The organism is Streptomyces sp. NPDC052101 (assembly GCF_040680235.1).
Taxonomy (GTDB): domain Bacteria; phylum Actinomycetota; class Actinomycetes; order Streptomycetales; family Streptomycetaceae; genus Streptomyces.
The window spans coordinates 177,431-202,751 of the sequence record NZ_JBFAWH010000009.1 but is presented as its reverse complement, the minus strand read 5'-3'; the positions used below and the strand labels follow the sequence as shown (position 1 = coordinate 202,751).

Annotated in this window: 25 protein-coding genes; 22 read left to right on the top strand and 3 right to left on the bottom strand. The window is 72.0% G+C overall.

Annotation, left to right across the window (positions count from 1 at the left end; all coding sequences use genetic code 11):
• Positions 1-59 precede the first annotated feature (59 nt).
• The 8 genes from AB0L75_RS18565 to AB0L75_RS18530 all read left to right on the top strand — a co-directional run bounded on the left by AB0L75_RS18565 (position 60) and on the right by AB0L75_RS18530 (position 8,609).
• On the top strand, positions 60-1,148 hold the full coding sequence (locus tag AB0L75_RS18565; RefSeq protein WP_365182026.1) for a nitronate monooxygenase: 1,089 nt from the start codon (positions 60-62) through the stop codon (positions 1,146-1,148).
• Complete coding sequence (locus tag AB0L75_RS18560) at positions 1,145-1,891, top strand: 16S rRNA (uracil(1498)-N(3))-methyltransferase (RefSeq protein ID WP_365182024.1); 747 nt, start codon at positions 1,145-1,147, stop codon at positions 1,889-1,891. Before AB0L75_RS18565 ends, AB0L75_RS18560 begins: the two co-directional genes overlap by 4 nt.
• 15 nt (positions 1,892-1,906) lie before the next feature.
• Positions 1,907-2,299: a VOC family protein gene (locus tag AB0L75_RS18555; RefSeq protein WP_365182023.1), complete on the top strand. Its 393-nt coding sequence runs from the start codon at positions 1,907-1,909 to the stop codon at positions 2,297-2,299.
• 82 nt (positions 2,300-2,381) lie between these two features.
• Positions 2,382-2,930, top strand: a complete 549-nt coding sequence (locus tag AB0L75_RS18550; protein WP_365182022.1) for a hypothetical protein — start codon at positions 2,382-2,384, stop codon at positions 2,928-2,930.
• A gap of 135 nt (positions 2,931-3,065) precedes the next feature.
• Complete coding sequence (locus AB0L75_RS18545) at positions 3,066-6,218, top strand: PDZ domain-containing protein (RefSeq protein ID WP_365182020.1); 3,153 nt, start codon at positions 3,066-3,068, stop codon at positions 6,216-6,218.
• A 49-nt stretch (positions 6,219-6,267) separates the two neighbouring features.
• Positions 6,268-6,621, top strand: a complete 354-nt coding sequence (locus AB0L75_RS18540; protein ID WP_365182019.1) for a histidine triad nucleotide-binding protein — start codon at positions 6,268-6,270, stop codon at positions 6,619-6,621.
• 6 nt (positions 6,622-6,627) lie between these two features.
• Positions 6,628-7,533, top strand: a complete 906-nt coding sequence (locus AB0L75_RS18535; RefSeq protein WP_365182017.1) for a ribonuclease Z — start codon at positions 6,628-6,630, stop codon at positions 7,531-7,533.
• A 35-nt stretch (positions 7,534-7,568) separates the two neighbouring features.
• Positions 7,569-8,609, top strand: a complete 1,041-nt coding sequence (locus tag AB0L75_RS18530) for an adenosine deaminase (protein WP_365182015.1) — start codon at positions 7,569-7,571, stop codon at positions 8,607-8,609.
• Here the strand turns inward: AB0L75_RS18530 and AB0L75_RS18525 are convergent.
• The gene (locus tag AB0L75_RS18525) at positions 8,561-9,787 is read right to left on the bottom strand and encodes an MFS transporter (protein WP_365182014.1); all 1,227 of its coding nucleotides are present in this window, start codon (positions 9,785-9,787) and stop codon (positions 8,561-8,563) included. The genes AB0L75_RS18530 and AB0L75_RS18525 overlap by 49 nt on opposite strands.
• 222 nt (positions 9,788-10,009) lie before the next feature.
• Between AB0L75_RS18525 and AB0L75_RS18520 the strand changes: the two genes are divergently transcribed.
• The 8 genes from AB0L75_RS18520 to AB0L75_RS18485 all read left to right on the top strand — a co-directional run bounded on the left by AB0L75_RS18520 (position 10,010) and on the right by AB0L75_RS18485 (position 17,883).
• The gene (locus AB0L75_RS18520; protein WP_365182012.1) at positions 10,010-10,957 is read left to right on the top strand and encodes a 5-dehydro-4-deoxyglucarate dehydratase; all 948 of its coding nucleotides are present in this window, start codon (positions 10,010-10,012) and stop codon (positions 10,955-10,957) included.
• Entirely contained in the window at positions 10,954-12,243 is a 1,290-nt protein-coding gene (locus tag AB0L75_RS18515) for a glucarate dehydratase family protein (RefSeq protein ID WP_365182011.1), read from the top strand. Before AB0L75_RS18520 ends, AB0L75_RS18515 begins: the two co-directional genes overlap by 4 nt.
• 82 nt (positions 12,244-12,325) lie before the next feature.
• The gene (locus AB0L75_RS18510; protein ID WP_365182135.1) at positions 12,326-13,465 is read left to right on the top strand and encodes a PfkB family carbohydrate kinase; all 1,140 of its coding nucleotides are present in this window, start codon (positions 12,326-12,328) and stop codon (positions 13,463-13,465) included.
• Positions 13,466-13,577: 112 nt separating this feature from the next.
• Positions 13,578-14,660, top strand: a complete 1,083-nt coding sequence (locus AB0L75_RS18505) for a PhoH family protein (RefSeq protein ID WP_365182009.1) — start codon at positions 13,578-13,580, stop codon at positions 14,658-14,660.
• Positions 14,661-14,672: 12 nt separating this feature from the next.
• On the top strand, positions 14,673-15,170 hold the full coding sequence (gene ybeY / locus AB0L75_RS18500) for an rRNA maturation RNase YbeY (RefSeq protein ID WP_319150264.1): 498 nt from the start codon (positions 14,673-14,675) through the stop codon (positions 15,168-15,170).
• A 9-nt stretch (positions 15,171-15,179) separates the two neighbouring features.
• Positions 15,180-16,466, top strand: a complete 1,287-nt coding sequence (locus tag AB0L75_RS18495) for a hemolysin family protein (RefSeq protein WP_365182007.1) — start codon at positions 15,180-15,182, stop codon at positions 16,464-16,466.
• The gene (locus tag AB0L75_RS18490) at positions 16,463-16,822 is read left to right on the top strand and encodes an MmcQ/YjbR family DNA-binding protein (protein WP_365182006.1); all 360 of its coding nucleotides are present in this window, start codon (positions 16,463-16,465) and stop codon (positions 16,820-16,822) included. The genes AB0L75_RS18495 and AB0L75_RS18490 overlap by 4 nt, the downstream gene beginning before the upstream one ends.
• A 41-nt stretch (positions 16,823-16,863) precedes the next feature.
• A complete protein-coding gene (locus AB0L75_RS18485) occupies positions 16,864-17,883 on the top strand; it encodes a S66 peptidase family protein (RefSeq protein ID WP_365182005.1) in 1,020 nt (339 codons plus the stop codon).
• On the opposite strand, the gene AB0L75_RS18480 is transcribed toward AB0L75_RS18485, so the two are convergent.
• Entirely contained in the window at positions 17,868-19,298 is a 1,431-nt protein-coding gene (locus AB0L75_RS18480) for an MFS transporter (protein ID WP_365182003.1), read from the bottom strand. The genes AB0L75_RS18485 and AB0L75_RS18480 overlap by 16 nt on opposite strands.
• A gap of 109 nt (positions 19,299-19,407) precedes the next feature.
• Here AB0L75_RS18480 and AB0L75_RS18475 point away from each other — a divergent pair, with 109 nt between their 5' ends.
• From AB0L75_RS18475 to AB0L75_RS18455, 5 genes are all read left to right on the top strand, one after another.
• Positions 19,408-20,268, top strand: a complete 861-nt coding sequence (locus tag AB0L75_RS18475; RefSeq protein WP_365182133.1) for a helix-turn-helix transcriptional regulator — start codon at positions 19,408-19,410, stop codon at positions 20,266-20,268.
• 37 nt (positions 20,269-20,305) lie between these two features.
• Positions 20,306-20,659: a cytidine deaminase gene (locus tag AB0L75_RS18470; protein WP_365182001.1), complete on the top strand. Its 354-nt coding sequence runs from the start codon at positions 20,306-20,308 to the stop codon at positions 20,657-20,659.
• A 213-nt stretch (positions 20,660-20,872) separates the two neighbouring features.
• The gene (locus AB0L75_RS18465) at positions 20,873-21,349 is read left to right on the top strand and encodes a hypothetical protein (RefSeq protein ID WP_365181999.1); all 477 of its coding nucleotides are present in this window, start codon (positions 20,873-20,875) and stop codon (positions 21,347-21,349) included.
• A 143-nt stretch (positions 21,350-21,492) separates the two neighbouring features.
• Positions 21,493-22,830, top strand: a complete 1,338-nt coding sequence (locus AB0L75_RS18460) for a beta-xylosidase (RefSeq protein WP_365181998.1) — start codon at positions 21,493-21,495, stop codon at positions 22,828-22,830.
• A 70-nt stretch (positions 22,831-22,900) separates the two neighbouring features.
• Complete coding sequence (locus AB0L75_RS18455; protein WP_365181996.1) at positions 22,901-23,911, top strand: DUF916 domain-containing protein; 1,011 nt, start codon at positions 22,901-22,903, stop codon at positions 23,909-23,911.
• Here the strand turns inward: AB0L75_RS18455 and AB0L75_RS18450 are convergent.
• Complete coding sequence (locus tag AB0L75_RS18450; RefSeq protein WP_351203089.1) at positions 23,805-24,143, bottom strand: P-II family nitrogen regulator; 339 nt, start codon at positions 24,141-24,143, stop codon at positions 23,805-23,807. The genes AB0L75_RS18455 and AB0L75_RS18450 overlap by 107 nt on opposite strands.
• A 155-nt stretch (positions 24,144-24,298) precedes the next feature.
• Here AB0L75_RS18450 and era point away from each other — a divergent pair, with 155 nt between their 5' ends.
• The gene (gene era / locus AB0L75_RS18445; RefSeq protein WP_365181994.1) at positions 24,299-25,252 is read left to right on the top strand and encodes a GTPase Era; all 954 of its coding nucleotides are present in this window, start codon (positions 24,299-24,301) and stop codon (positions 25,250-25,252) included.
• The last annotated feature ends 69 nt before the right edge of the window (positions 25,253-25,321 follow it).

The window sequence follows — 25,321 nt, the reverse complement described above, 5'->3', positions numbered from 1 at the left end:
TCCTATGCCGTGGGAAGCCCCGATTCGGACTTGTTCAAAGGACGTGACAACATGCGGTCATGTCCTCCGCGCTGACCGATCTTTTCCCCCACCCGATCGTGCAGGCTCCCATGGCCGGCGGTGTCTCCGTACCGCAGCTCGCCGCCGCCGTCTCCGAGGCCGGTGGCCTCGGGTTCCTCGCCGCCGGATACAAGACCGCCGACGGCATGTACCAGGAGATCAAGCAGTTGCGGGGGCTCACGAGCCGCCCCTTCGGCGTGAACGTGTTCATGCCCCAGCCCGAGCACGCCGAGTCGGGAACCGTCGAGGTCTACGCCCACCAGCTGGCCGGCGAGGCCGCCTGGTACGAGACCGAGCTGGGCGACCCGGACAGCGGCCGGGACGACGGCTACGACGCCAAGCTCGCCGTGCTCCTCGACAACCCGGTGCCGGTGGTCTCCTTCCACTTCGGTGTGCCGAGCCGGGAGGTCCTCGACAAGCTGCGCCGGGCCGGCACCGTCACCCTGGTCACGGCCACCACCGCCGAGGAGGCCCGCGCGGTCGAGCAGGCCGGTGCGGACGCGGTGATCGCGCAGGGCGTGGAGGCCGGCGGTCATCAGGGCACCCATCGCGACCTGCCCGAGAACGACGGCTCCGGCATAGGCCTGCTGTCGCTGGTCGCGCAGATCCGCGAGGCCGTGGACATCCCGGTGGTCGCCGCCGGCGGCATCATGCGCGGCGGCCAGATCGCCGCCGTCCTCGCGGCCGGCGCGAGCGCGGCTCAGCTGGGCACCGCGTTCCTCGCCGCCCAGGAGTCCGGCGCCCACGCCCTGCACAAGCAGGCGCTGACCAACCCCCTGTTCGCGCGCACCGGGTTGACCCGCGCCTTCTCGGGCCGCCCGGCACGCGGACTGGTCAACCGGTTCCTGCGCGAGCACGGCCCGTACGCGCCCGCCGCCTACCCGGAGATCCACCACCTCACCTCCCCGCTGCGCAAGGCCGCCGCCAAGGCCGGTGACGCGCAGGGCATGGCGCTGTGGGCGGGCCAGGGCCACCGCATGGCCCGCGAGCTGCCCGCCGGGCGGCTGGTGGAGGTGCTGGCGGCCGAACTCGCCGAGGCCCGGACAGCGTTGTCGGGCCTCGCCGGTTCTGGAGGTGAGCGACGATGACCGCACCCGTCTTCGTCGTCGAGCATTTCGAGTCGGACAGCCACCGGTACGTGCTCGACGGGCCCGAGGGCCGCCATGCCGTCTCCGTGAAGCGGCTGCAGCCCGGTGAGGAGGTCGTCCTCACCGACGGCGCGGGGCGCTACGCGGTGTGCGAGGTGATCGGCAGCGAGGGCAAGGACCGGCTGATCGTCCGCATGAGCGCGATCTCCGAGGAGCCGGAGCCCACCCCGCGGATCACCGTGGTCCAGGCCCTGCCCAAGGGCGACCGGGGTGAACTCGCCGTCGAGACCATGACCGAGGTCGGGGTCGACGCGATCGTGCCCTGGCAGGCCGCCCGGTGCATCACCCAGTGGAGGGGCGACCGGGGGCTGAAGGCGCTCGCCAAATGGCGGACCACCGCGCGCGAGGCCGGCAAGCAGTCCCGTCGGCTGCGCTTCCCGGAGGTCGCGGACGCGGCCGGCACCAAGCAGGTTGCCGCACTTCTGGCCAAAGCCGACTTCGCCGCCGTACTCCACTCCGACTTCGAGCACGGCAGCGAGCCGCTCGCCACCGCCCAACTGCCCGCCGAGGGCGAGATCGTGCTGGTCGTCGGCCCCGAAGGCGGCGTCGCCCGCGACGAGCTGGCGGTCTTCGAGGAGGCGGGCGCCAAGGCGTATGTGCTCGGTCCTACCGTGTTGCGTACATCAACCGCCGGCACCGCCGCCGCGGCCCTGCTGCTGGGCCGCACCGGCCGCTGGTCCTGACATCTGGGGGACACCGTGGAACTCGCCCAAGTCCGGCTCCTGGTCACCGACTTCGCCGCCTGCTACCGCTTCTACGCCGACGTCCTCGGCCTCAAGCCGCAGTCCGGGGCGACCGAGGGCCCGTACGAGAAGTTCAGCCCGCACGCCGGATCCGCCGGGATCGCGCTGCAGGACCGCGCGATGATGGCCGAGATCCTGGACGAACTGGGCGACGCCGTCAACGGCCACCGCTCCCTGGTGGTCCTGCGCGTCGACGACCTGGACGCCTACTGCGCCGAGATCACCGCGCGCGGCGCCACCCTGCTGCACGGCCCGGCCCCCATGACCGACCGCATGCGCGTGGCCCACCTCAAGGACCCGGAGGGCAACCTGGTCGAACTCCAGGAGTGGCTGCTGCTGCGCGGCTGACGGGCCAGGAGAGGCTTCCCGAACGGGGGAGTGGCCGTATGCGGCCTTCCGGGCCGCCCATGCCGGTGGCACCCTGCCCTGCATGGGGGCTTTGAGAGGGATGCGGCGCGGGACGCGGGTGGTGGCGGTGGCCGGGCTCGTCGCGGTCGCCGGTGCGGCCGTGGCGGCATGCCAGCCGGACGACCTCAGCTCCGCCGGCGCCGCCTACACCACGGAGACCACCGCGACGGCCCGGCTCAAGCGGCAACACATCGACGTCAGTTGGCTCACCTGCACCGGTGCCTACGGCAACGCCCGCGATGCGGCGGGCAGGACGCCCCGGCCGGCCGAGACCACCGTCGTCTCCGTCGACTGCAAGGGTGAGACCAAGGACGGGCGGAAGATCACCGTCACCGGGACGGTGACCAGGGCCGTCGACGGCGCCTGTGTGCGCGGCGACCTGACGGCGAGGGTCGGCGGCCGCCAGGTCTTCCATGTCGACGGACTCGGCGACTGCGCCGCCAGGCCCGGACCCACGTACAGCCCGCCCACCTACCACCCCGGCGGCGGGCAGCCCACCGCGACGGTCACCGTCACCCGCACCGTCTGGTGCAAGGGCGACCCCACCTGCTGGCCCGCCGAGGGAAAGTGAGCGCGGGGCAAGTGATCGGAAGGGGCGCGGGGCACACCGCTCGCTGCGTACAGTGACGGGGTGACTCAGGGTGCTTCGACGGGAACCACGACGTCTTCCGGCTATCTCCGTTTCCCCCATGTTCACGGCGACTTGGTGACCTTCGTCGCCGAGGACGACGTGTGGCTCGCGCCCCTCGACGGCGGCCGGGCCTGGCGGGTCAGTGCCGACAACATGCCGGTGACCATGCCCCGGATATCCCCGGACGGACGGCTCCTCGCCTGGGCCTCCACCCGCGACGGCGCGCCCGAGGTGCACGTCGCCCCCGTCGACGGCGGCCCCGCCGACCGGCTGACCTACTGGGGCAACCGCTGTACCGAGGTGCTCGGCTGGACCGCGGACGGGCGGGTGCTCGCGCTCGGCGCGCAGGGCCAGGCCAGCTTCCGGCACACCTGGGCGCACGCCGTCCCGCTGGACGGCGGACCCGCCGAGACCCTGCCGTACGGCCCGGTCGGCGATGTGGCGTCCGGCCCGGCCACCGTGCTGCTGTCCGCGCCGATGGGCCGCGAGGCCGCCCACTGGAAGCGCTACCGGGGCGGCACCGCGGGCAAGTTGTGGATCGACCGGGAGGGGAGCGGGGAGTTCGTCCGGCTGCACGAGGACGTCGACGGCAACATCGAGTGCCCGGTGTGGGCCGGGGACCGGATCGCGTTCCTGTCCGACCACGAGGGCACCGGCGCCCTGTACTCCTCCCTCGCCGACGGCTCCGACCTGCGCCGCCACAGCCCCCTCGACGGCTTCTATGCCCGCCACGCCTCCGGAGACGGCACCCGCGTCGTCTACAGCTCGGCCGGTGAACTGTGGCTGCTGGACGACCTGGACGGCGCCGAGCCGCGCCGGCTGGATGTGCGCCTCGGCGGGCCGCGGGTCGATCTGCGCCCCCGCCCGGTGCACGCCGCCCGCTGGTTCGGCGAGGCGTCCCCCGACCACACCGCGCGCGGCAGCGCCGTGTGCGTACGCGGCGGGATCCACTGGGTCACCCACCGCTCCGGGCCCGCCCGCGCCCTCGCCGCCACACCCGGCGTCCGCGGCCGCATGCCGCGCGCCTTCCGCGCCGAGGGCGAGGAGTGGGTGGTGTGGGTGACCGACGCCGAGGGTGACGACGCCCTGGAGTTCGCGCCCGCGACCGGCAACGTCCCGGGCGCCACCCCGCGCCGGCTCGCCGCCGGACAGCTCGGCCGGGTCCTGGAGCTGGCCATGTCCCCCGACGGCAGCCGGGCGGCCGTGGCCGCCCACGACGGCAGACTGCTCCTGGTCGAACGGGAGACTGGCGAGGTCCGCGAGGTCGACCGCAGCGGCGACGGCGAGGTCTGCGGCCTCGCCTTCTCACCCGACTCCGCCTGGCTCGCCTGGGCCCACCCCGGCCCCGCGCCGCTCTCGCAGCTGCGCATCGCCCACACCACCGACCTCTCGGTCACCGAGGCGACCCCGCTGCGCTTCCAGGACTACGCCCCCGCCTTCACCCTCGACGGCAAACACCTCGCGTTCCTCTCCAACCGCGCCTTCGACCCGGTCTACGACGAGCACGTCTTCGACCTCGCCTTCGTGGTCGGCGCCCGCCCGCATCTGATCACCCTGGCCGCCACCACACCCTCGCCCTTCGGCCCGCAGCGCCACGGCCGCCCCTTCGAGACCCCCGAGAAGGACGAGACCCCCGACAGCGAGGGCACCCCCGCCACCCGCGTCGACCTGGAGGGCCTGGCCGACCGGATCGTGCCCTTCCCGGTCGAGGCCGGCCGTTACTCCACCCTCCGCGCCGCCAAGGACGGCGTGCTCTGGCTGCGCCACCCCGTGCACGGCGTCCTCGGCGCCGCCCGCGCCCACCCCGAGGACCCCGACCCGCACACCGAGCTGGAGCGCTACGACCTCGCCCAGCGGCGCCTGGAGCATCTGGCCGCGGACGCCGACCACTTCGAGGTCAGCGGCGACGGCAAACGCGTCCTGCTGTGGACCGACAGCCGGCTCCGCGTCGTCCCCAGCGACCGCCGTACCGGCACCGACGACGACGGCGACACCAGCGTCTGTGTCGACCTCGCCCGCGTCCGGCAGACCCTCGACCCGGCCGCCGAGTGGCGGCAGATGTACGACGAGACCGGCCGCCTGATGCGCGACCACTTCTGGCGGCCCGACCTCGGCGGCGTCGACTGGACCGGCGTCCTCGCCCGCTACCGCCCCCTCCTCGCCCGCCTCGCCACCCACAGCGACCTGACCGACCTCCTCTGGGAGGTGCACGGCGAACTCGGTACCTCGCACGCCTATGTCATCCCCTCCGGCGGCCGCGGCCGCGGCGGCGGCGGTCCCCGACATGGTCTGCTCGGCGCCGACATCTCCCGCCATCCGGACGGCAGTTGGCGCATCGACCGCATCCTGCCCGCGGAGACCTCCGACCCGGACGCCCGCTCCCCGCTCGCCGCACCCGGCGTCGCCGTCCGCCCCGGCGACGCGATCGTCGCCGTCGCCGGCCACCCCGTCGACCCGGTCACCGGCCCCGGCCCGCTCCTCGTGGGCACCGCGGGCCACGCCGTCGAGCTGACCGTCTCCCCGGCGGGCGGCGGCGAACCCCGGCACACCGTCGTCGTCCCCGTCGCCGACGAGGAACCCCTGCGCTACCACGCCTGGGTCACCGACCGTCGCGCCCATGTCCGCGCCGCCTCCGACGGCCGGCTCGGCTACCTCCACGTCCCCGACATGCAGGCTCCCGGCTGGGCGCAGATCCACCGGGACCTGCGCGTCGAGGTGGCCCGCGAAGGACTCGTGGTCGACGTCCGCGAGAACCGCGGCGGCCACACCTCCCAGCTCGTCGTCGAGAAACTCGCCCGCCGCATCATCGGCTGGGACGTCCCGCGCGGCATGCGCCCCACCAGCTACCCCCTCGACGCCCCGCGCGGCCCCGTCGTCGCCGTCGCCAACGAGTTCTCCGGCTCCGACGGCGACATCGTCAACGCCGCGATCAAGGCGCTCGGCATCGGCCCGGTCGTCGGCACCCGCACCTGGGGCGGCGTCATCGGCATCGACAGCCGCTACCACCTGATCGACGGCACCCTGGTCACCCAGCCGAAGTACGCGATGTGGCTGGAGGGTTCGGGGTGGGATGTGGAGAACCACGGGGTGGACCCCGACGTGGAGGTCGTGCAGCGGCCACAGGACTGGGCGGCGGGCACGGATGCCCAGCTGGACGCGGCCATCAGGCTCGCCATGGAGGCTCTGGAGGAGCGGCCCGCGAAGACCCCGCCAGCCATGCCGGCCTGATACGACTACGATGCACCGGTATTGATCATCAGCGTGAGGAGGCATGCGCATGGCCGGAGAACCGCAGGACGACTGCCTGTTCTGCAAGATCGTCGCAGGACACATCCCGGCGACGATCGTCCGGGAGACAGAGACGACGGTCGCCTTCCGGGACATAAACCCCCAGGCACCCACCCACGTCCTGGTGATCCCCAAGGCCCACTACGAGAACGCGGCGGCCCTCGCCGCCGGTGCGCCCGAACTCGCCGCCGACGTGCTGCGCGAGACCCAGGCCGTGGCGGACGAGGACAAACTCGACAGCTACCGCATCGTCTTCAACACCGGCTCCGGCGCCGGCCAGACCGTCTGGCACGCCCACGCGCATGTCCTCGGTGGCCGCGGCATGCAGTGGCCCCCCGGGTAACCCACGGTGTCCGTACGTGAATTGGTGGTCCTCGGCACCGCCAGCCAGGTCCCGACCCGGCATCGCAACCACAACGGCTACCTGCTGCGGTGGGACGGCGAGGGCATCCTGTTCGACCCCGGCGAGGGCACGCAGCGGCAGATGGTGCGCGCCGGGGTCGCCGCGCACGACCTGAACCGGATCTGCGTCACGCACTTCCACGGCGACCACAGCCTCGGTCTCGCCGGCGTCATCCAGCGGATCAACCTCGACCAGGTGCCGCACGAGGTCACCGCGCACTACCCGCGTTCCGGGCAGCGCTTCTTCGACCGTCTGCGCTACGCGACCGCCTACCGGGAGACCGTCGGCATCACCGAGGCGCCGGTCGCCGCCGACGGCATCCTCGCGGTGACCCCGTCGTACACCCTGGAGGCCCGCAGGCTGTCCCACCCGGTCGAGTCCTACGGCTACCGGCTGATCGAACCCGACGGCCGCCGCATGCTGCCCGACCGGCTCGCCGCGCACGGGATCAAGGGCCCGGACGTCGGTCGGCTGCAGCGCGAGGGCAGGCTGGGGGACGTCACGCTGGAGGACGTCAGCGAGGTGCGGCGCGGACAGCGGTTCGCGTTCGTCATGGACACCCGGCTCTGTGCCGGTGTGCACGCCCTCGCGGAGGACTGCGACCTGCTCGTCATCGAGTCCACCTTCCTCGACGAGGACACCGAACTGGCCGTGGAGCACGGTCATCTGACCGCCGGGCAGGCCGCCGCCGTCGCCCGGGACGCGGGCGTACGACACCTCGTCCTCACCCACTTCAGCCAGCGCTACACCGAACCCGAGGAGTTCGAGCGGCAGGCGCGGGCGGCCGGCTTCGAGGGCGAGCTGACGGTGGCGCACGATCTGCTGCGGGTGCCGGTCCCGAAACGGCGGTAGAGCAAACGGCGACAAGACCCCCGTACGATGCCTTGATGCCTCTCCCGAAAGCAGAACTGCACCTCCATATCGAAGGCACCCTGGAGCCGGAGCTGGCCTTCGAGCTGGCCGCCCGCAACGGCGTGACCCTCCCGTACGCGGACACGGACGAGCTGCGCAAGGCGTACGACTTCGAGGATCTCCAGTCCTTCCTGAACCTGTACTACGAGCTGATGGCCGTCCTGCGCACCGAGCAGGACTTCGCGGACCTGGCCGATGCCTATCTGGCCCGTGCCGCCGCGCAGGGCGTCCGGCACGCGGAGATCTTCTTCGACCCGCAGGCCCACCTCGCCCGGGGCGTTCCCATGGGCACGGTCGTGGAGGGGCTGTGGCGGGGGCTGGGCGGCTGGGGGTCCCCCCGCTCGAGCGAAGCCGAGAGTGGGGGAGAGCGGAACCACGGGATCTCCACGAAGTTGATCCTGTGCTTCCTGCGGGACGAGTCCGCCGAGTCGGCACTGGAGACGCTGCGGGCCGCGACGCCGTACCTGGACCGGATCACCGGGGTCGGCCTGGACTCCGCCGAGGTCGGGCATCCGCCGGTGAAGTTCCGGGAGGTGTACGAGGCGGCGGCCGCGCTCGGGCTGCGCCGGGTCGCGCACGCCGGTGAGGAGGGGCCGCCGGAGTACATCACCGAGGCCCTGGACGTGCTCGGCATCGAGCGCGTCGACCACGGGCTGCGCTGCATGGAGGACCCGGCGCTGGTCGAGCGGCTGGTCCGGGAGCGGATCCCGCTCACCCTGTGCCCGCTGTCCAACGTCCGTCTGCGCACGGTCGACACGCTCGCCGACCACCCGCTGCCGGCCATGCTGGACGCCGGCCTCCTGTGCACGGTCAACTCCGACGACCCGGCGTACTTCGGCGGCTACGCGGGCGACAACTTCACGGCCGTCCACCGCACTCTGGGCCTGTCCGAGGACCGGCTGCGCGAACTGGCCCGCAACTCGTTCCTGGCGTCTTTCCTGGAGGACGACGAGGAGCGCCGGGCCCGCTATATCGCCGAGGTGGAGGCGTACGAGTTCGGGGACGCGGTCTCGTAGCAATGCTGGGCGGGCGCGGCGGGCGACTCCACCGGGAGTTGCACGACCGGCAGGGTGCGCCTGGCGGCCCGGAGCGCCACCGCGGTCATCGGCACCGCCACCAGCAGCAGTCCGGTGCCGAGGAGTGTCCCCATCGCCGGGAAGCCCGCCCGTCCCGCCAGCACGCTCCCCGCCAGCGGTCCCGCCGCCGTCCCCAGTGACGCCGCCGAGCCGACCAGGACCGCCCAGCGGCCGCGCGGGTCGAGGGAGGCGGCGAGGCCGATGACGTACGACAGGACGACCGGGTAGAGCAGGTTCCAGGAGATCTCGCCGGCCGCGAAGGCCGGCAGGTCGGTCGCGGACGCGCTGAGCGCGACGCAGCCCGCGATCAGTGCCGTACCGGCGCCGATGGGCGCGGCGCGGCCCAGCCGCTGCCCGAGCGCGGCGGCGCCGACGACCCCGACGAGCCCGGCGCCGAGCGCGACCGCGAACACCGCGCCGACCGTGGCCTCGCTGAGGTGGGCCTGGTCGAGCCCGATCCGTCCGCTGACGCCCCAGAGGGAGTTCTGCGCGAGGGACCAGCAGGTCATGGCGGCGGCCAGCAGCAGCCCGGCGCGGGGGCGGGGGAGCCGGCCGGGCGTGACGGCCGTACGGGCAGGTGTGGTGCGGCCGGACAGGCGGCCGGTGAGCGGAAGGACCGCGAGTGCCGTCAGCGCGATGGCGGCCAGCGGCAGACCGTGGCCGGGGCCGAGGTGCGGGATCGTCAGGTACAGGGCGCCGGCGAGACCGGAGACGCCGAACAGCCCGAGCGTGGTGACCCGGTGCGGGTCGCGCTGTGCCGCGATGCCGCTCGCGGCGACCGCCGTGATGGTGCCGGATCCGAATCCGCCGATGACCGCGCCCGCGACGACAGCGGGTACGAAGGCGGTGAGGGCCGCACCGCCATAGCCGAGGACGGCGAGCGCGAGGCCGAGCCGGGCGAGCGTGCGGGGGCCGGTCCTCTCGACCCGGGAGGCCAGCAGAAAGCCCGCCGTCGCCGAACTCAGCAGCAGCGCACTGCCGATGGCGCCGGCCTGGGTGGCGGTGAGCGCAAGCCCGGAATCGAGCCGGCCGACGGTGGTCGGGAGCAGATAGGGCGCGAGATACCCGGCAGTGAAAAGGGCGACGAGGGGCCAGGGCGGGGTGCGGGGGGCGGACACGGGCGTTCCCAGGGCAGGCGTGAAGAAGGGTGCGAGGAGGGGGAGGGGCGACGACCGTCGACGGACAGGAACGCGCGAGCAAGTTGTATCAAGCAGGTGGTTCCGGAAGAAGTGCGAGGGGTGCGATCTGTGTCACTTTTCGGTTTGCCGAATGTGGGGTCGGGTAAAAGGCGTTAGGCTCGTTCTCATATGTGGACGTGATTCATAAGGGGAGATGGTCAGATGGGTGGCGATCCGAGTCCCGAGGGTGTGGCGCGGCGGCTGCGGGAGGGGATGGCGCGCGGGGTGCTGTCCTTCCCGCTGACCGCGTTCCACGACGACGGCTCCCTCGACCCCGACGGCCTCCGCACCCATGTCGCCGACCGGCTGGCCGCCGGACCAGGCGCCGTCTTCCCGGCCTGCGGCACCGGAGAGTTCTTCTCCCTGGACGAGGAGGAGTACCGGACCGTCGTCCGGATCGCCGTCGAGGAGGCGGCCGGCCGGGTGCCGGTCGTGGCCGGGACGGGGTACGGCTGGGCGCAGGCCGCCCGGTTCGCGCGGATCGCCGAGGAGGCCGGCGCCGATGCCCTGCTCGTGCTGCCGCACTACCTCGTCGACGCCCCGCAGGACGGCCTCGTCGCCCAGCTGGAGCGGCTCGCCGAGCGCACCCGGCTGCCTTTGATCGCCTACCAGCGAGGCCAAGTCGCCTACACGGCCGACGCGTTGACGCGCATCGCGCGCATCCCCCACGTCATCGGCGTCAAGGACGGGCACAGCGACCTCGACCGGCTCCAGCGCCTCACCCTCGCCGCCCCCGACGGCTTCCTCTTCTTCAACGGCGCCGCGACCGCCGAGATCCAGGCCCGGGCCTACGCCGCCGTCGGCGTCCCCGCCTACTCCTCCGCCGTGCACGCCTTCGCCCCCGAGATCGCCGGCGCCTTCTTCGCCGCGCTCCGGGACGGCGCGGCGGGGACGGTCGACGAGCTGCTGCGGGAGTTCTACGTCCCCTTCGTCGAACTCCGCGACCGCGCGCCCGGATACGCCGTGTCCCTGGTGAAGGCGGCGGCCCGGCTGCGCGGACAGCGCGTCGGACCCGTGCGCGCCCCGCTCACCGACCCCGCGCCCGCCGACCTCGCCGACCTCAAGGACCTGCTCACCGCCGGACTCGACCTCGTAGGAGCCGCCCTGTGACCCGTGACCTGACCATCGCCGAGGTGCGGCTGACGCCGATCCTCGTCGCCGACCAGCCGTTGCTCAACACCCAGGGCGTGCACCAGCCGTACACCCCCAGGCTGATCGTGGAGATCGTCACCGCCGACGGGGTCACCGGGCTCGGCGAGACCTACGGCGACACCAAGTACCTGGAGCTGGCCCGCCCGCTCGCCGGACGGCTCATCGGACGGTCGGTCATGGATGTGAACGGGTTGTTCTCGATCGACCTCGGCGTCGACGCGTCGCGGGTCGACGGGGAGGTGGACGCCGGCGGGCTGCGCGGGGTGCAGAGCGCCGACAAGCTGCGGCTGTCGGTGCTGTCCGCCTTCGAGGTCGCCTGCCTGGACGCCCAGGGCAAGGCGCTCGGACTGCCCGTGCACGCGCTGCTCGGCGGCAGGCTGCGGGACGCCGTCGAGTACAGCGCCTACCTGTTCTACAAGCCGGCCGGGCACCCGGCGGGCGTGCCGGCCGAGCCCGACGACTGGGGTGCCGCGCTCGACCCGGCCGGGATCGTGGCACAGGCCCGGACGTTCAAGGAGCGCTACGGCTTCGGCTCGTTCAAGCTCAAGGGCGGTGTCTTCCCGCCCGACGAGGAGATCGCCGCCGTACGGGCCCTCGCCGAGGCCTTCCCGGGACACCCGCTGCGCCTGGACCCCAACGGCGCCTGGTCCGTCGCGACCTCGCTGAAGGTGGCGAAGGAACTCGGCGACGTCCTGGAGTACCTGGAGGACCCGACGCTGGGCACGCCCGCGATGGCCGAGGTGGCCGCCGGGACCCACGTCCCGCTCGCCACCAACATGTGCGTGACCACCTTCGGGGAGATCAAGGAGGCGTTCACCCGCGATGCCGTCCAGGTGGTCCTCTCCGACCACCACTACTGGGGCGGGCTGCGCAACACCCGCCAACTCGCCGCGATCTGCGCCGCGTTCGGGGTCGGGATCTCGATGCACTCCAACACTCATCTCGGGATCAGCCTCGCCGCGATGACCCAGGTCGCCGCCACCGTCCCCGGCCTGCACCACGCCTGCGACTCCCACTACCCCTGGCAGTCCGAGGACGTCCTCACCGAGCGGCCCGGGTTCACGGACGGACGGGTCGTCGTGTCGGACGCCCCCGGCCTCGGAGTCGAGCTGGACCGGGACGCGCTGGCCCGGCTGCACCGGCGGTGGGCCGAGGACGACGGCTCGCTGCGGGACCGCGACGACGCGGCGGCGATGCGGCTCGCCGAACCGGGCTGGCGGCAACCGGTGATGCCCCGCTGGTAAGCCCTGGCACACCGGGCCGAGTGGTGCACACTGGCCAGATCCGCACCACGCCAGGGAGCGCACCGTGACCCCGTCGCACACGATCACCGGAGAGGAACCGGAACACCTCACCCAGGCCGCGCGCTGTCGGGCGCAGATCGATCCGCTCGCGGCGCTGCGCGGGCCCGGCGACCCGCCCTGGGACGTCTGCCTGACGGGCACGGTCTTCCTCGACATCATCTTCACCGGCCTGGACTCGGCGCCGGTACGCGGCACCGAGTCCTGGGCCCGGGGCATGGGCTCCAGCCCCGGCGGCGTCGCCAACATGGCCACGGCCCTGGCCCGGCTCGGACTGAAGACCTCCCTCGCGGCGGCCTTCGGGGACGACCACTACGGCGACTACTGCTGGGACGTGCTCGAACAGGGCGAGGGCATCGACCTGTCGGCGTCACGGACCGTGCGCGGCTGGCACTCGCCGGTGACCGTGTCGATGGCGTACGAGGGCGAGCGGACGATGGTGTCGCACGGGCACGAGCCGCCGCCGGAGGCCGCCTTCAGCCAGGAGTGGGCCCGGGACCACGCGCCCCGCGCCCGTGCGGCCGTGGCCTCGCTGACGCCGGATGCGCGCGCGCCGTGGATCGCCGAGGCCGCGCGGGAGGGGACCCGGATCTTCGCCGACGTCGGCTGGGACGAGACCGGGGCGTGGGATCTCGCCGGGCTTGCCGATCTGGAGCACTGCGAGGCGTTCCTGCCGAACGCGGAGGAGGCGAAGCGGTACACGGGGGCCCACTGTCCGCGCGATGCCGCGCACGCCCTGACCGCGTATGTGCCGGTGGCCGTGGTGACGCTGGGGTCGGAGGGGGCGTATGCGGTGGACCGGCGTACGGGGGAGGCGGCGGAGGTGCCGGCGATCGCCGTGGAGGCGCTGGATCCGACGGGGGCCGGGGACGTGTTCGTCGCGGGGTTCGTGACGGGGTCCCTGGCGGGGTGGCCGCTCGCCGACCGGCTGGCCTTCGCCGGGCTCACGGCGGCCCTGTCGGTGCAGGAGTTCGGGGGGTCGCTGTCGGCGCCGGGGTGGTCGGAGATCGGGGCCTGGTGGCGGCGGGTGCAGGCCCTTCCGGGGCAGGATCCGGCGGCGTTGCGGAGGTATGAGTTCCTTGAGGGGCTGGTGCCGGAGGAGCTGGACCGGCCGTGGCCGTTGCGGCGGGCCGTGCCGACCATCGGATTCCGCCGCTCGAGCTGACCTCGAAAACTCCTACGGGCTTGTCAGTGCACCGTCGTACCCTGGAATCGCGAGGCCGCCCTCAGCCAGGCGGCCGTGACGAGGAGGAAGCGCAGGCCTTCAGCGCCGGCCCATGACACAGACACCCACAGCTCACACCACCCCCGCGCAGGAGCAGGCGAGAGCGCAGTTGACCGTCCCCGCCCAGCACCCCATGGTGACCGTGCTGGGTTCCGGCGACTCCCTCCTGCGTGTGATCGAGAGGGCCTTCCCGGCGGCCGACATCCACGTCCGGGGCAATGAGATCAGCGCGGTCGGCGACCCCAGCGATGTCGCCCTCATTTCGCGCGTGTTCGACGAGATGATGCTGGTGCTCCGCACCGGGCAGCCGATGACGGAGGACGCAGTGGAACGCTCGATCGCCATGCTCAAGGCGAGCGACAACGGGACGAGCGACGGCCCCGAGACCCCGGCACAGGTGCTGACGCAGAACATCCTGTCCTCGCGGGGCCGGACCATCCGCCCGAAGACCCTCAACCAGAAGCGGTACGTCGACGCGATCGACAAGCACACGATCGTCTTCGGCATCGGCCCCGCCGGTACCGGCAAGACCTACCTGGCCATGGCGAAGGCCGTACAGGCCCTGCAGTCCAAGCAGGTCAACCGGATCATCCTGACCCGGCCGGCGGTGGAGGCGGGAGAGCGGCTCGGCTTCCTGCCGGGCACGCTCTACGAGAAGATCGACCCCTACCTGCGCCCGCTGTACGACGCGCTGCACGACATGCTCGACCCGGACTCGATCCCGCGGCTCATGGCCGCCGGGACCATCGAGGTCGCGCCGCTCGCGTACATGCGCGGCCGTACGCTCAACGACGCCTTCATCATCCTGGACGAGGCCCAGAACACGAGCCCCGAGCAGATGAAGATGTTCCTCACCCGCCTCGGCTTCGACTCGAAGATCGTGATCACGGGCGATGTGACGCAGGTCGACCTGCCGAACGGCACCAAGAGCGGTCTGCGGCAGGTGCAGGAGATCCTCGAAGGGGTCGAGGACGTCCATTTCTCCCGGTTGTCGTCCCACGATGTCGTACGGCACAAGCTGGTGGGCCGTATCGTCGACGCGTACGAGTTGTACGACAGCAAGCACGGCACGGAGAACGGCACCCACAAGGGTGGCCACGGCAAGTCCGGTGCCAAGGGTTCCAAGGGGAAGTAGACCAGCACGGCCATGTCGATCGACGTCAACAACGAGTCCGGTACCGAGGTAGACGAGCAGGCGATCCTCGACATCGCCCGCTACGCGCTCGCGCGGATGCGCATCCACCCGCTCTCCGAGCTCTCGGTGATCGTCGTGGACGCCGACGCCATGGAGCAGCTGCACATCCAGTGGATGGACCTACCGGGTCCGACCGATGTCATGTCGTTCCCGATGGACGAGCTGCGGCCGCCGTCGAAGGACGACGACGAGCCGCCACAGGGGCTGCTCGGTGACATCGTGCTGTGCCCGGAGGTCGCCGCCAAGCAGGGGACCGAGGCGCCCACCCAGCACTCCATGGACGAGGAGCTGCAGCTGCTCACCGTCCACGGGGTGCTGCACCTGCTCGGGTACGACCACGAGGAGCCCGACGAGAAGGCGGAGATGTTCGGGCTCCAGGCCGCCATCGTGGACGGCTGGCGGGCCGAGCACGGGCTGACCGGGCCGTCCCCGGCGCCCACCGTCTCGTAAGCGGCCCGTATGTCTGCGCAGATCGTGGTCGGCGCGATCGCACTGGTCGTCGTGGCCTGGCTCGCCGCCTGCGCGGAGGCGGGCCTCGCCCGTGTCTCCAGCTTCCGTGCCGAGGAGGCCGTACGCACCGGGCGGCGCGGCAGTGCCAAGCTGGCCCAGGTCGCCGCCGACCCCACCCGCTATCTCAATGTGGCCCTGCTGGTCCGCGTCGCCTGCGAGATGGCGGCCGCGGCCCTGGTGACGTACGCCTGCCTGCAGGAGTTCACGGCCACCTGGGAAGCCCTGCTGGTCGCCATCGGGGTCATGGTCCTGGTGTCGTACGTCGCCGTGGGCGTCTCGCCTCGCACCATCGGCCGGCAGCACCCGGTCAACACCGCGACCGCGGCGGCGTACGTACTGCTGCCGCTGGCCCGGATCATGGGGCCCATCCCGTCGCTGCTGATCCTCATCGGCAACGCCCTCACGCCCGGCAAGGGCTTCCGGCGCGGCCCGTTCGCTTCCGAGGCGGAGCTGCGCGCGCTGGTCGACCTCGCCGAGAAGGAGTCGCTGATCGAGGACGAGGAACGCCGCATGGTGCACTCCGTCTTCGAACTCGGCGACACCCTCGTGCGCGAGGTCATGGTCCCGCGCACCGACCTGGTCGTCATCGAGCGCTACAAGACCATCCGGCAGGCTCTCACCCTCGCCCTGCGCTCCGGGTTCTCCCGGATCCCGGTCACCGGCGAGAGCGAGGACGACATCGTCGGGATCGTGTATCTGAAGGACCTGGTCCGCAAGACGCACATCAGCCGGGACGCCGAGAGCGACCTGGTCTCCACCGCCATGCGGCCGGCCGTCTTCGTGCCGGACACCAAGAACGCCGGTGACCTGCTGCGCGAGATGCAGAAGGAACGCAACCACGTCGCCGTCGTCATCGACGAGTACGGCGGCACGGCCGGCATCGTCACCATCGAGGACATCCTGGAGGAGATCGTCGGCGAGATCACCGACGAGTACGACCGGGAACTCCCGCCGGTCGAGGATCTCGGCGACGACCGCTACCGGGTCACCGCCCGCCTGGACATCACCGACCTCGGCGAGCTGTACGGCCTGGAGGAGTACGACGACGAGGACGTGGAGACCGTCGGCGGACTGCTCGCCAAGGCGCTCGGCCGCGTGCCCATCGCGGGCGCGTCCGCCGAGGTGGAACTGCCCGACGAACGCCGGCTGAAGCTGACCGCGGAGGCCGCGGCCGGCCGCCGGAACAAGATCGTGACGGTACTGGTCGAACCCGCCGTGGAGGAGAAACCCGAGTGACACCCCAGGAGCTGCGCGCCTTCTGCCTGTCCTTCAACGCGGTCGCGGAGGACTTCCCGTTCAACCCGGAGACCTCCGTCTTCAAGGTGCTGGGCAAGATGTTCGCCCTGACGAACCTGGGTGCGCGGCCCCTCACGGTCAACCTCAAGTGCGACCCGGAGGACGCGGTCCGGCTGCGCGGTGAGCACGAGGGGCTGATCATCCCCGGGTATCACATGAACAAGCGGCACTGGAACACCGTGACCGTGGACGGCGGGCTGCCCGGGCGGCTGGTGAAAGAGCTGATCGAGGACTCGTACGACCTTGTCGTCGCGGGGCTGCCGCGGGCGGAGCGGCTTCGGCTGGACCGGCCGTAAACCCGTTGCCGCGGGCGCGCGGCGCGGGGTCGGATGGCCCCATGACCATCAGATATCCGCGCCCCCTGCGTCCCGGTGACCGTGTCGGTGTGACCTCTCCGTCCAGCGGAGTGGCCAAGGACCTCTCAGGGCGGCTCGATGTCGCGATCCAGGAGATCGAGGCGCGCGGGTACGAGGCGGTCGTCGGCCGGTGCATGGACGGCTCGACGCATGTGAGCGCGCCGGCCGCCGAGCGCGCCGCCGAACTGACCGCGCTGCTGACCGACCCGACGATCCGGGCCGTGGTGCCTCCGTGGGGCGGGGAGACCGCCATCGATCTGCTGCCGCTGCTCGACTTCGAGGCGATCGGGCGGGCCGAGCCGACCTGGGTCGTCGGCTACTCGGACATGTCGACGATCATCACGCCGCTGACCCTGCTCACCGGGGTCGCGACCGTGCACGGCAACAACCTCATGGACACGCCGTACCGGACGCCCGAGGGTCTCAGGTCCTGGCTGGACATCGCGGCCGGGCCGCAGGGGGAGCCGTTCACGCAGACGCCGCCCGGGCGCCACCGGTCCGGGGGCTACGACGACTGGCAGCGCCACCCGGAGGTGCGGGACCTCACCCTGGACGCCGAGGGCGGCTGGATCCGGCTCGACGGCACCGGTGACGTGGATGCCGTGGGCCGGCTGATCGGCGGATGCATCGAGACCCTCGTGGGCCTCGCGGGGACGCCGTACCTGGACACCTCGTCCTTCGCCGCCGGTGAGCCGCTGCTCGTCTATGTCGAGGCCTGCGAGGACAACGCGTTCACCATCTGCCGCAATCTGCACGGCATGCGGCTGGGCGGCTTCTTCGACCGGGCCGCCGCCGTCCTCGTCGGCCGTACGCACGCCCCCGACAGCCCTACCCTCACCCAGCACGAGGCCGTCCTCGACGCCCTTGGCCCGCTCGGCGTACCGATCGTCGCCGACGTCGAGTGCGGCCATGTGGCGCCCTACCTTCCCCTGGTCAACGGCGCGCGCGGCCGCGTGGTGCACACGGCCGCGCGCAGCGGGATCGTTCAGACCCTGGACTGACCCCGGCGCAGGCCCAGTCCGACCAGGGCGGCGGCGGCCAGGACGATCGCCGCGTCCAGGGCGAGGACCGTGTGGACGCCGGCCAGCAGGTCGCGGGACGTGGTGGCCAGCACGCCCAGCAGCGGGATGCCGACCGTGATGCCGACCTGCTGGGTGGAGGTCACCAGACCGGTGGCCAGGCCCTGCTCCTCGTCCGGGACCCCCGAGGTGACGGTCAGGCCGTACGAGATGATCGCGCCCAGGTGAAACATGCTGGCCAGGGACACGGCCGCGGTGGCGAGCCAGACCGACTGGACATGGGAGTCCAGCAGGAGCAGGGCCGCGATCAGCACGCCCTGGCCGGCCAGCGAGCCGACCAGGGTGCGGCGGGCGCCGAAGCGGCCGATCACCTTCGGGGCGATCGAGCCGGCGATCGCCGACAGCACGCCCTGGACGCCGAAGACCAGGCCCGTCTCGAAGGCCGACAGGTGCAGGATGTCCTGGAGGTACAAGGTCAGGACGAAGATCACCGTCGACATCATCGAGAAGGTGACCAGGCCGCCCACATTGCCCCAGGCCACCGTGGAGCGGCGCAGCATGGGCAGCGAGACGAGCGGGGCGGCCGTACGGGATTCCACGGCCGTGAACGCGGTCAGCAGGAGCAGACCGGCGACCAGGGTGACGACGACGTCCGGGCGGCCGAAGCCGTGGTCGGCGGCCGTGGACAGGGCGTAGATCAGCGACAGCAGACCGGCGGTGACGGTGACCGCGCCGGGCACGTCCAGGCGTGGGCGGTGCGGGGTGCGCGACTCCGGCAGCAGGCCCGGGGCCAGCGGCAGCACGATCAGCGCGGACAGGGTGAGCAGGGCCATCGTGGAGCGCCAGCCGAGCGCGTCGGTCAGCATCCCGCCCGCGACCATGCCGACCGTGTAGCCCAGTGACATCACCGTGCCCGCGATACCGAGGGCGCGGTCACGGGCCGGGCCCTCCGGGAAGGTGGTGGTCAGCAGGGACATCGCGGTCGGGACGATCGCCGCGGCGCCGACGCCCTGCAGCGCGCGTCCGGCGAGGAAGGACGCCGGGTCCCAGGCCAGGGTCGCCAGCAGCGAGGCCGCGCCGAACACCGCGAGGCCGGTGAGGAACAGCTTCCGGCGGCCGTACAGGTCGCCGATGCGGCCGAAGAGCAGCAGGAAGCCGCCGGAGGGCAGCGCGAACGCGGTGACCGCCCACTGCAGGGCCGAGCGGCTCATGCCGAGGTCGGTGCCGAGTGCGGGCAGGGCCACGTTCAGGACGGAGAAGTCCAGCGCGACCATGAACTGGGCCGCGCACAGGACGAACAGGACGAACTTGTCACGCGTCGACAACCGGGGTGGCCGGGGGGTGTCGAGCGGGGTGCCCGTGGAGGGGGTGGGTCGGTTGGTGGTGTCGATCGCCATGTACCGAGCTTCGGGCGCGCGGAATACCGGTGGGGAGTCGGAACTTATGGTGGTGGTGGCACCACCAGACACGACGGGGGAGGAGCGGTACGTGCCTGCTGCGGGGGCGATGAGGAGTGAACGGCGCACTGAGCTGCGCGAGTTCCTGATCAGCCGGCGGGCCCGGGTCAGCCCGGAGGAGGCCGGACTGCCCGTCGGCGGCGGCAGACGCCGTACGCCCGGGCTGCGCCGGGAGGAGGTCGCCGTGCTCGCCGGTGTGGGTGCCTCCTGGTACCAGTGGCTGGAGCAGGGGCGGGAGATCTCCGTCTCGCCGTCCGTCCTCGACTCCGTCGCCCGGGTGCTGCGGCTGAGCGACGCCGAGCGCCGGCATCTGTATCTGCTGTCCGGGATGAACCCGCCGACGCCCGAAGTGGCGCCGGAGAAACGGGACATGTGCGACGGGCTGCGGCGGCTGATCGATGCCTGGATGCCGTTTCCGGCCCACATCATGGACCTGTACTACAACTGCGTGATGTACAACGACGCGGCCGCGATCGTGCTCGGCATGCGGGGGGACATCACACAGAACTGCCTGATCGACTTCTTCGTCGATCCGCTGTACCGCTCGCGCAGCCACAGCTGGGAGCGGAACGCGCGTACGGTCGTGGCGCAGTTCCGGGCCGCGTGTGCGGCGCGGCCGGACGACGAGGGGTTCCGGGAGGTGCTCGACGAGGTGTCGGCGCGCAGCCCCGAGTTCGTGGCGCTGTGGGCCGAGCGGGACATCGAGGACCAGGGGCAGGTGCGCAAGGAGCTGAGCCATCCGCTGGCCGGGCTGCTGGTCGTGGAGTCGACGGTGCTGAAGGTGCCGGTACGGCCCGACCTGATGATCGTGCTGCACACTCCGCTGGACGAGGCGAACACCGCCGAGAAGCTGGAGTGGCTGGTCTCTCCGCAGGGGCGGAGGGGCGCGATGTACCCCGTGGCGGGGTGAGCGGGAGGGGCGGGTCCGGGCTTCGTATGCTCTGGGCATGACCGAGAGCAACGCGCTTGACCCCGAGGACCGCAAGATCGTCACCCTGGCCCGTTCCGCGCGGGCCCGCAACGGTGTGCCCGAGGGGGCGGCCGTACGGGACGAGACGGGGCGTACGTATGTCGCCGGGTCGGTGGAGCTGGCCTCGCTGCGGCTGAGCGCGCTTCGTACGGCCGTGGCCATGGCCGTGGCGTCGGGGGCCACGTCGCTGGAGGCGGCGGCGGTGGTGAGTGCGGCGGAGTCCGTGGCCGACGAGGACCTGGCTGCCGTCGCCGACCTCGGGGGCGCGGGGACGCCGGTGCTGCTGGCCGGTCCCGACGGCGTTGTGCGGCTCACCGTTTCCGCCGGCTGACATACCGGCGCCCGCCCACCGGCCGAACGAAAGGTCGGCTGGAATTCAACCTTGTTGGGTTCCGGCCCCTGCGCATCAATGGAGCCGTACGTTTCCGACGGGCCGTCAGATCCGCACCGCCGACGCAGTGTGTCCGCATCCGTCTGCCGAGGCCCCTCGCCCGTCGGTGTCCCCCCACACGGCACTCCCCACAGGGAAGGGAAGCGGATCTCCATGAGAGGCAAGCGCACGACAACGGGTGCGGCACTGGCCGCCGGGGCCCTCGCGGTCACCGGACTGGCCTTCGCGCCCTCCGCGGCCGCCGTCACCCCACAGTCGGCGACCATCACCGCGAGCTGCGGCGTCTTCGGCGGCGGTTCGGCCACGCTCACCGCCACCCAGAGCGGCACCTCGGCCACCATCACCCTCACCTCGTCCGCGATCACCGCGCCGGTCGCGGTGGCGAAGGACTCCATCACCTCCACCCTCGCCCTGGCCAAGTCCGGTGGCGGCTCCGTCGTGTTCAGCGGGACGAAGAACCCCGCCATGAACACCGGCGACTCGGTCAGCGTCGGCCCGCTCCCCGGCACCGTCGCCTCCGGTGACAGCCTGGACGCCTACGGCGGCTCGCTGAAGATGGTGATCTTCGGGGTCACCGTGAACTGCACCGCGAACGGCCCGCAGTCGCCGGGTCCGTTCGTCTTCGACTGAGCGATCTGTTCCGGATGCCGCAGAAACTGATGATCCGTCAGTTTTCTGCGGCATCTCCATTGACTTCTCACCCCCGCTCCACATCAATGCCCCCTGTCGGCGCAGATGAGCCGCTGCGCCCGCAACCCTCAGGAGGGGGCCCCATGGGTTCGACACCCCCAAGATCACGAAGATCCCGACGGTGGCGCTGGGCGTCGCTGTTCGGGGCGACCGCGCTCGCGGTCACCGCGGGCGGCGCACTCGCCTGCCCGGCCGGTGCCGCCGGCACGAACGTGGACTTCGCCACGCACTGCATCCCGCCCGCCGTGGCGGGCCTGCCGCCGATCGACGGCACCACGACCGCCGGCGTCTCGGTGGACAACACCACTCCGAAGGTCGGCGACACCGTCACCGTGACCTACACCGTGGTCACGGCCGCCGCCAACAACCCCACCGATCTGGCCCTGCCCGCCGACATCATGACCCCGACCGGCAAGGTCACCCTCGGCGGCGCGCAGACGGGCGACGTGACCGTCGCGGGGCCCAAGAAGAATCCGCCGGTGCCGGGGAAGGCGGCCTTCCCGTCCTTCTCGATGACCGGCACCTTCACCGTCACCAAGCCCGGCCAGATCACCCTCTCGCCCGGCGACTACAACATCCACACCAGCTACATCCTGGAGCTGGACACCCCGTGCACGGTCACCAACCCGCCCGCCCCGGTGTCGCAGACCGTCACCGCGACCGACGGTACTCCGGCCAACACCCGGGCGATCTCGCTGGGTTCGGCCTCCGGTGACCCCGGCGCCAGTGTCACGGTCAACGGCACGAACTTCACACCGGGCGCCACCGTCACGCTGGCCGGGCGGTCCGGGGGCACCCAGACCGCGGACTCCGCCACGGCGACCGCGAACGCCCAGGGCTCCTTCAGCGGTTCCCTCGTCGTCAAGGACAAGACGACCACCGGGATCGTGGCCTACGAGGGCGGCTCCTGGAGCGCGGACCACGGCGCCGGGCCCGCGGCCTACGTCGTCAACGACAACACCCCCGTCCCGGCCGGCAGCCAGAAGCTGACGACCACCGTCAAGGCGGGCACGCTGTCCATGTCCCAGGCCGGGGACTCCGTCGCGCTGTCGGCGGTCGACTTCGGCAACGGCGGGGCCTCGACCGGCAAGCTCCAGACCGTGACCGTCAAGGACTTCCGCGGCGGGCCCGCGGGCTGGTCCCTGACCGGCAAGGTCACCGACTTCACCGGTCCCGGCGCCAAGATCGACGCGGGCAGGCTCAGCTGGACGCCCGCCTGCGCGACCAAGCCCGGCAGCCCCAGCACCTGCAAGGCCGGTTCGACGGGCGCCGTGGGCGTCTCGGGGGCGACCCTCGCACAGACCCCCGACGCCACGCTCACCGGCGGTGAGTTCACCGTCGACGCCGGGCTCTCCCTGGACGTACCGGCGTTCACGCCTCCGGGCTCGTACTCCGGTGTGCTCACGCTGACGCTCACCTGAGCGTGCGGGCGTCCGCACCCGCCCGTTCCCCTGTCCCTCGTCTGTCCAGCCTCCGTGGGGGTCCGCACCCATGCGCAAGCTGTACGTCCTCCTCCTGGGCCTGATGCTGGCATGGCAGGCCGCGCCCGCCCAGGCCGCCGACAACGGCAGCTGGTCCGTCTACCCGGTCGCCTCGAAGATCGCCGCCCGGCCCTACTTCTACCTCTCCGCCGACCCCGGCCAGACCCTCACCGACCAGGTCGCCGTCCAGAACAAGACCGCCGAGCCGCTCACCTTCCGGCTCTACGCGGCCGACGCCTACAACACCGCCCGCGACGGCGGTTTCGCCGTACGCACCCTGAAGGAGCGGATGCGCGGAATCGGCGCCTGGGCGAAGCCCGCGAAGGCCCGGATCAGCGTCCCGGCCCACAGGACCGTCACCGTGCCCTTCACACTGCGCGTCCCGGCAGGGGCCGAGCCCGGTGACCATCCCGGTGCGATCGTCGCCCTGGACGAGCATGTCGACCCCGGCAGCGGGCGGCTCGCGCTCGGCGTGCAGCGGGCCGTCGGCGCCCGCGTCTATCTGAGGGTCGGCGGACCCGCGCTGCCCGCGCTCTCCGTCGGGCAGGTGCACATCAGCCATCACCAGCCGCTGATCCCCGGCCTCGGCGCCGGCACGGCCACCGTCTCCTACACCCTGAGCAACACCGGGAACGTCACCCTCGACCCGAAGGTGGAGCTGAGGGTGCGCGGGCTGTTCGGCCGTACGCTGCTCGACCGGGAGCTGACCCGGGTGCCCTCCGAGCTGCTGCCGGGACAGCGGGTCCGGCTCACCGAGACCTGGCACGGGGCGCCCCAACTCGACCGGGGCGACGTGACGTTGACTGCGACCGCGCCCGGCACCCGGCAGTCGGCGAGCGCGTCCTTCCTCGCGCTGCCGTGGCTCGTCGTGGCGCTGGTGTCCGTCGCGGGCGTGGCGGCCGGGGTGCTGCTGGTCAGAGCGCGTCGGGGCCGCGTTCGCCGGTCCGCACGCGTACGACCGTCTCGACGGGTACGGCCCACACCTTCCCGTCCCCGATCTTCCCCGTCTGCGCGGCCCTGACGATCGCGTCGATGACCGGCTCGGCGTCCGCGTCCTCCACCACGACCTCGATCCGCGCCTTCGGCACCAGGTCGACCCGGTACTCGGCGCCCCGGTACACCTCGGTGTGGCCGCGCTGCCGGCCGTAGCCGCTCGCCTCGGTCACGGTCAGACCGTGCACCCCCAGCTCCTGCAGGGCGGTCTTGACCGCGTCCAGACGGTACGGCTTGACGATCGCGGTGATGAGCTTCACGCCGTGATCGTATGCCGTCCCGGGGCGCACCGTAAGGTCCGGGCCGGTGCGCCAAGGGGTCGTGCAGGAGTGTGTTTCCGTGACGTTTCATCGGCTCAGGGTCACCGAGACCTCACGGTGCGGCGGGCTCTCGTGGATCAGGGACAATGAACGGCATGAGCGTTCGTACCCCGTCATCCGAAGAGTCGGCCGAGACCGTCCACCGTGCCGGCTTCGCCTGCTTCGTGGGCCGCCCCAACGCGGGCAAGTCCACCCTCACGAACGCTCTGGTCGGGCAGAAGGTGGCGATCACCGCGAACCAGCCGCAGACGACGCGGCACACGGTGCGCGGCATCGTGCACCGGCCCGACGCCCAGCTCATCCTGGTGGACACCCCGGGCCTCCACAAGCCGCGCACGCTGCTCGGCGAGCGGCTCAACGACGTCGTACGGACGACGTGGGCCGAGGTCGACGTGATCGGCTTCTGCCTTCCCGCGAACGAGAAGATCGGCCCCGGCGACCGCTTCATCGCCAAGGAGCTGGCCGGGATCCGCAAGACCCCGAAGGTCGCCATCGTCACCAAGACCGACCTGGTCGACTCCAAGACCCTCGCCGAGCAGCTGATCGCCATCGACCAGCTGGGCAAGGAGCTGGGCTTCGAGTGGGCGGAGATCGTGCCGGTGTCGGCGGTCGGCGACAAGCAGGTGGGCCTGCTGGCCGACCTGATCGTCCCGCTGCTGCCGGAGGGCCCGGCGCTCTACCCCGAGGGCGACCTCACGGACGAGCCCGAGCAGGTCATGATCGCGGAACTGATCCGCGAGGCGGCTCTGGAGGGCGTGCGTGACGAGCTGCCGCACTCCATCGCCGTGGTCGTGGAGGAGATGCTCCCGCGCGAGGACCGCCCGGCCGACCGTCCCCTCCTGGACATCCACGCCAACGTCTACATCGAGCGCCCCAGCCAGAAGGGCATCATCATCGGCCCCAAGGGCAAGCGCCTGAAGGAGGTCGGCATCAAGTCCCGCAAACAGATCGAGGCCCTGCTGGGCACGCCGGTCTTCTTGGACCTGCACGTCAAGGTGGCGAAGGACTGGCAGCGCGACCCGAAGCAGCTGCGCAGGCTGGGCTTCTAGTTCCCTTTCCCGCCCACCGACCCGTCTCGGTCGGTCGGGAGGTGGTCGGCGTCAGGTGCGGCAAGCGGG

Bases quoted from the DNA above. Each gene is read 5' to 3' on its own strand.
- AB0L75_RS18565 (WP_365182026.1), top strand. From the start codon at position 60: ATGTCCTCCGCGCTGACCGATCTTTTCCCCCACCCGATCGTGCAGGCT.
- AB0L75_RS18560 (WP_365182024.1), top strand. From the start codon at position 1,145: ATGACCGCACCCGTCTTCGTCGTCGAGCATTTCGAGTCGGACAGCCAC.
- AB0L75_RS18550 (WP_365182022.1), top strand. From the start codon at position 2,382: ATGGGGGCTTTGAGAGGGATGCGGCGCGGGACGCGGGTGGTGGCGGTG.
- AB0L75_RS18540 (WP_365182019.1), top strand. From the start codon at position 6,268: ATGGCCGGAGAACCGCAGGACGACTGCCTGTTCTGCAAGATCGTCGCA.
- AB0L75_RS18530 (WP_365182015.1), top strand. From the start codon at position 7,569: ATGCCTCTCCCGAAAGCAGAACTGCACCTCCATATCGAAGGCACCCTG.
- AB0L75_RS18520 (WP_365182012.1), top strand. From the start codon at position 10,010: ATGGGTGGCGATCCGAGTCCCGAGGGTGTGGCGCGGCGGCTGCGGGAG.
- AB0L75_RS18505 (WP_365182009.1), top strand. From the start codon at position 13,578: ATGACACAGACACCCACAGCTCACACCACCCCCGCGCAGGAGCAGGCG.
- ybeY (WP_319150264.1), top strand. From the start codon at position 14,673: ATGTCGATCGACGTCAACAACGAGTCCGGTACCGAGGTAGACGAGCAG.
- AB0L75_RS18495 (WP_365182007.1), top strand. From the start codon at position 15,180: ATGTCTGCGCAGATCGTGGTCGGCGCGATCGCACTGGTCGTCGTGGCC.
- AB0L75_RS18485 (WP_365182005.1), top strand. From the start codon at position 16,864: ATGACCATCAGATATCCGCGCCCCCTGCGTCCCGGTGACCGTGTCGGT.
- AB0L75_RS18480 (WP_365182003.1), bottom strand. From the start codon at position 19,298: ATGGCGATCGACACCACCAACCGACCCACCCCCTCCACGGGCACCCCG.
- AB0L75_RS18475 (WP_365182133.1), top strand. From the start codon at position 19,408: ATGAGGAGTGAACGGCGCACTGAGCTGCGCGAGTTCCTGATCAGCCGG.
- AB0L75_RS18470 (WP_365182001.1), top strand. From the start codon at position 20,306: ATGACCGAGAGCAACGCGCTTGACCCCGAGGACCGCAAGATCGTCACC.
- AB0L75_RS18465 (WP_365181999.1), top strand. From the start codon at position 20,873: ATGAGAGGCAAGCGCACGACAACGGGTGCGGCACTGGCCGCCGGGGCC.
- AB0L75_RS18460 (WP_365181998.1), top strand. From the start codon at position 21,493: ATGGGTTCGACACCCCCAAGATCACGAAGATCCCGACGGTGGCGCTGG.
- AB0L75_RS18455 (WP_365181996.1), top strand. From the start codon at position 22,901: ATGCGCAAGCTGTACGTCCTCCTCCTGGGCCTGATGCTGGCATGGCAG.
- era (WP_365181994.1), top strand. From the start codon at position 24,299: ATGAGCGTTCGTACCCCGTCATCCGAAGAGTCGGCCGAGACCGTCCAC.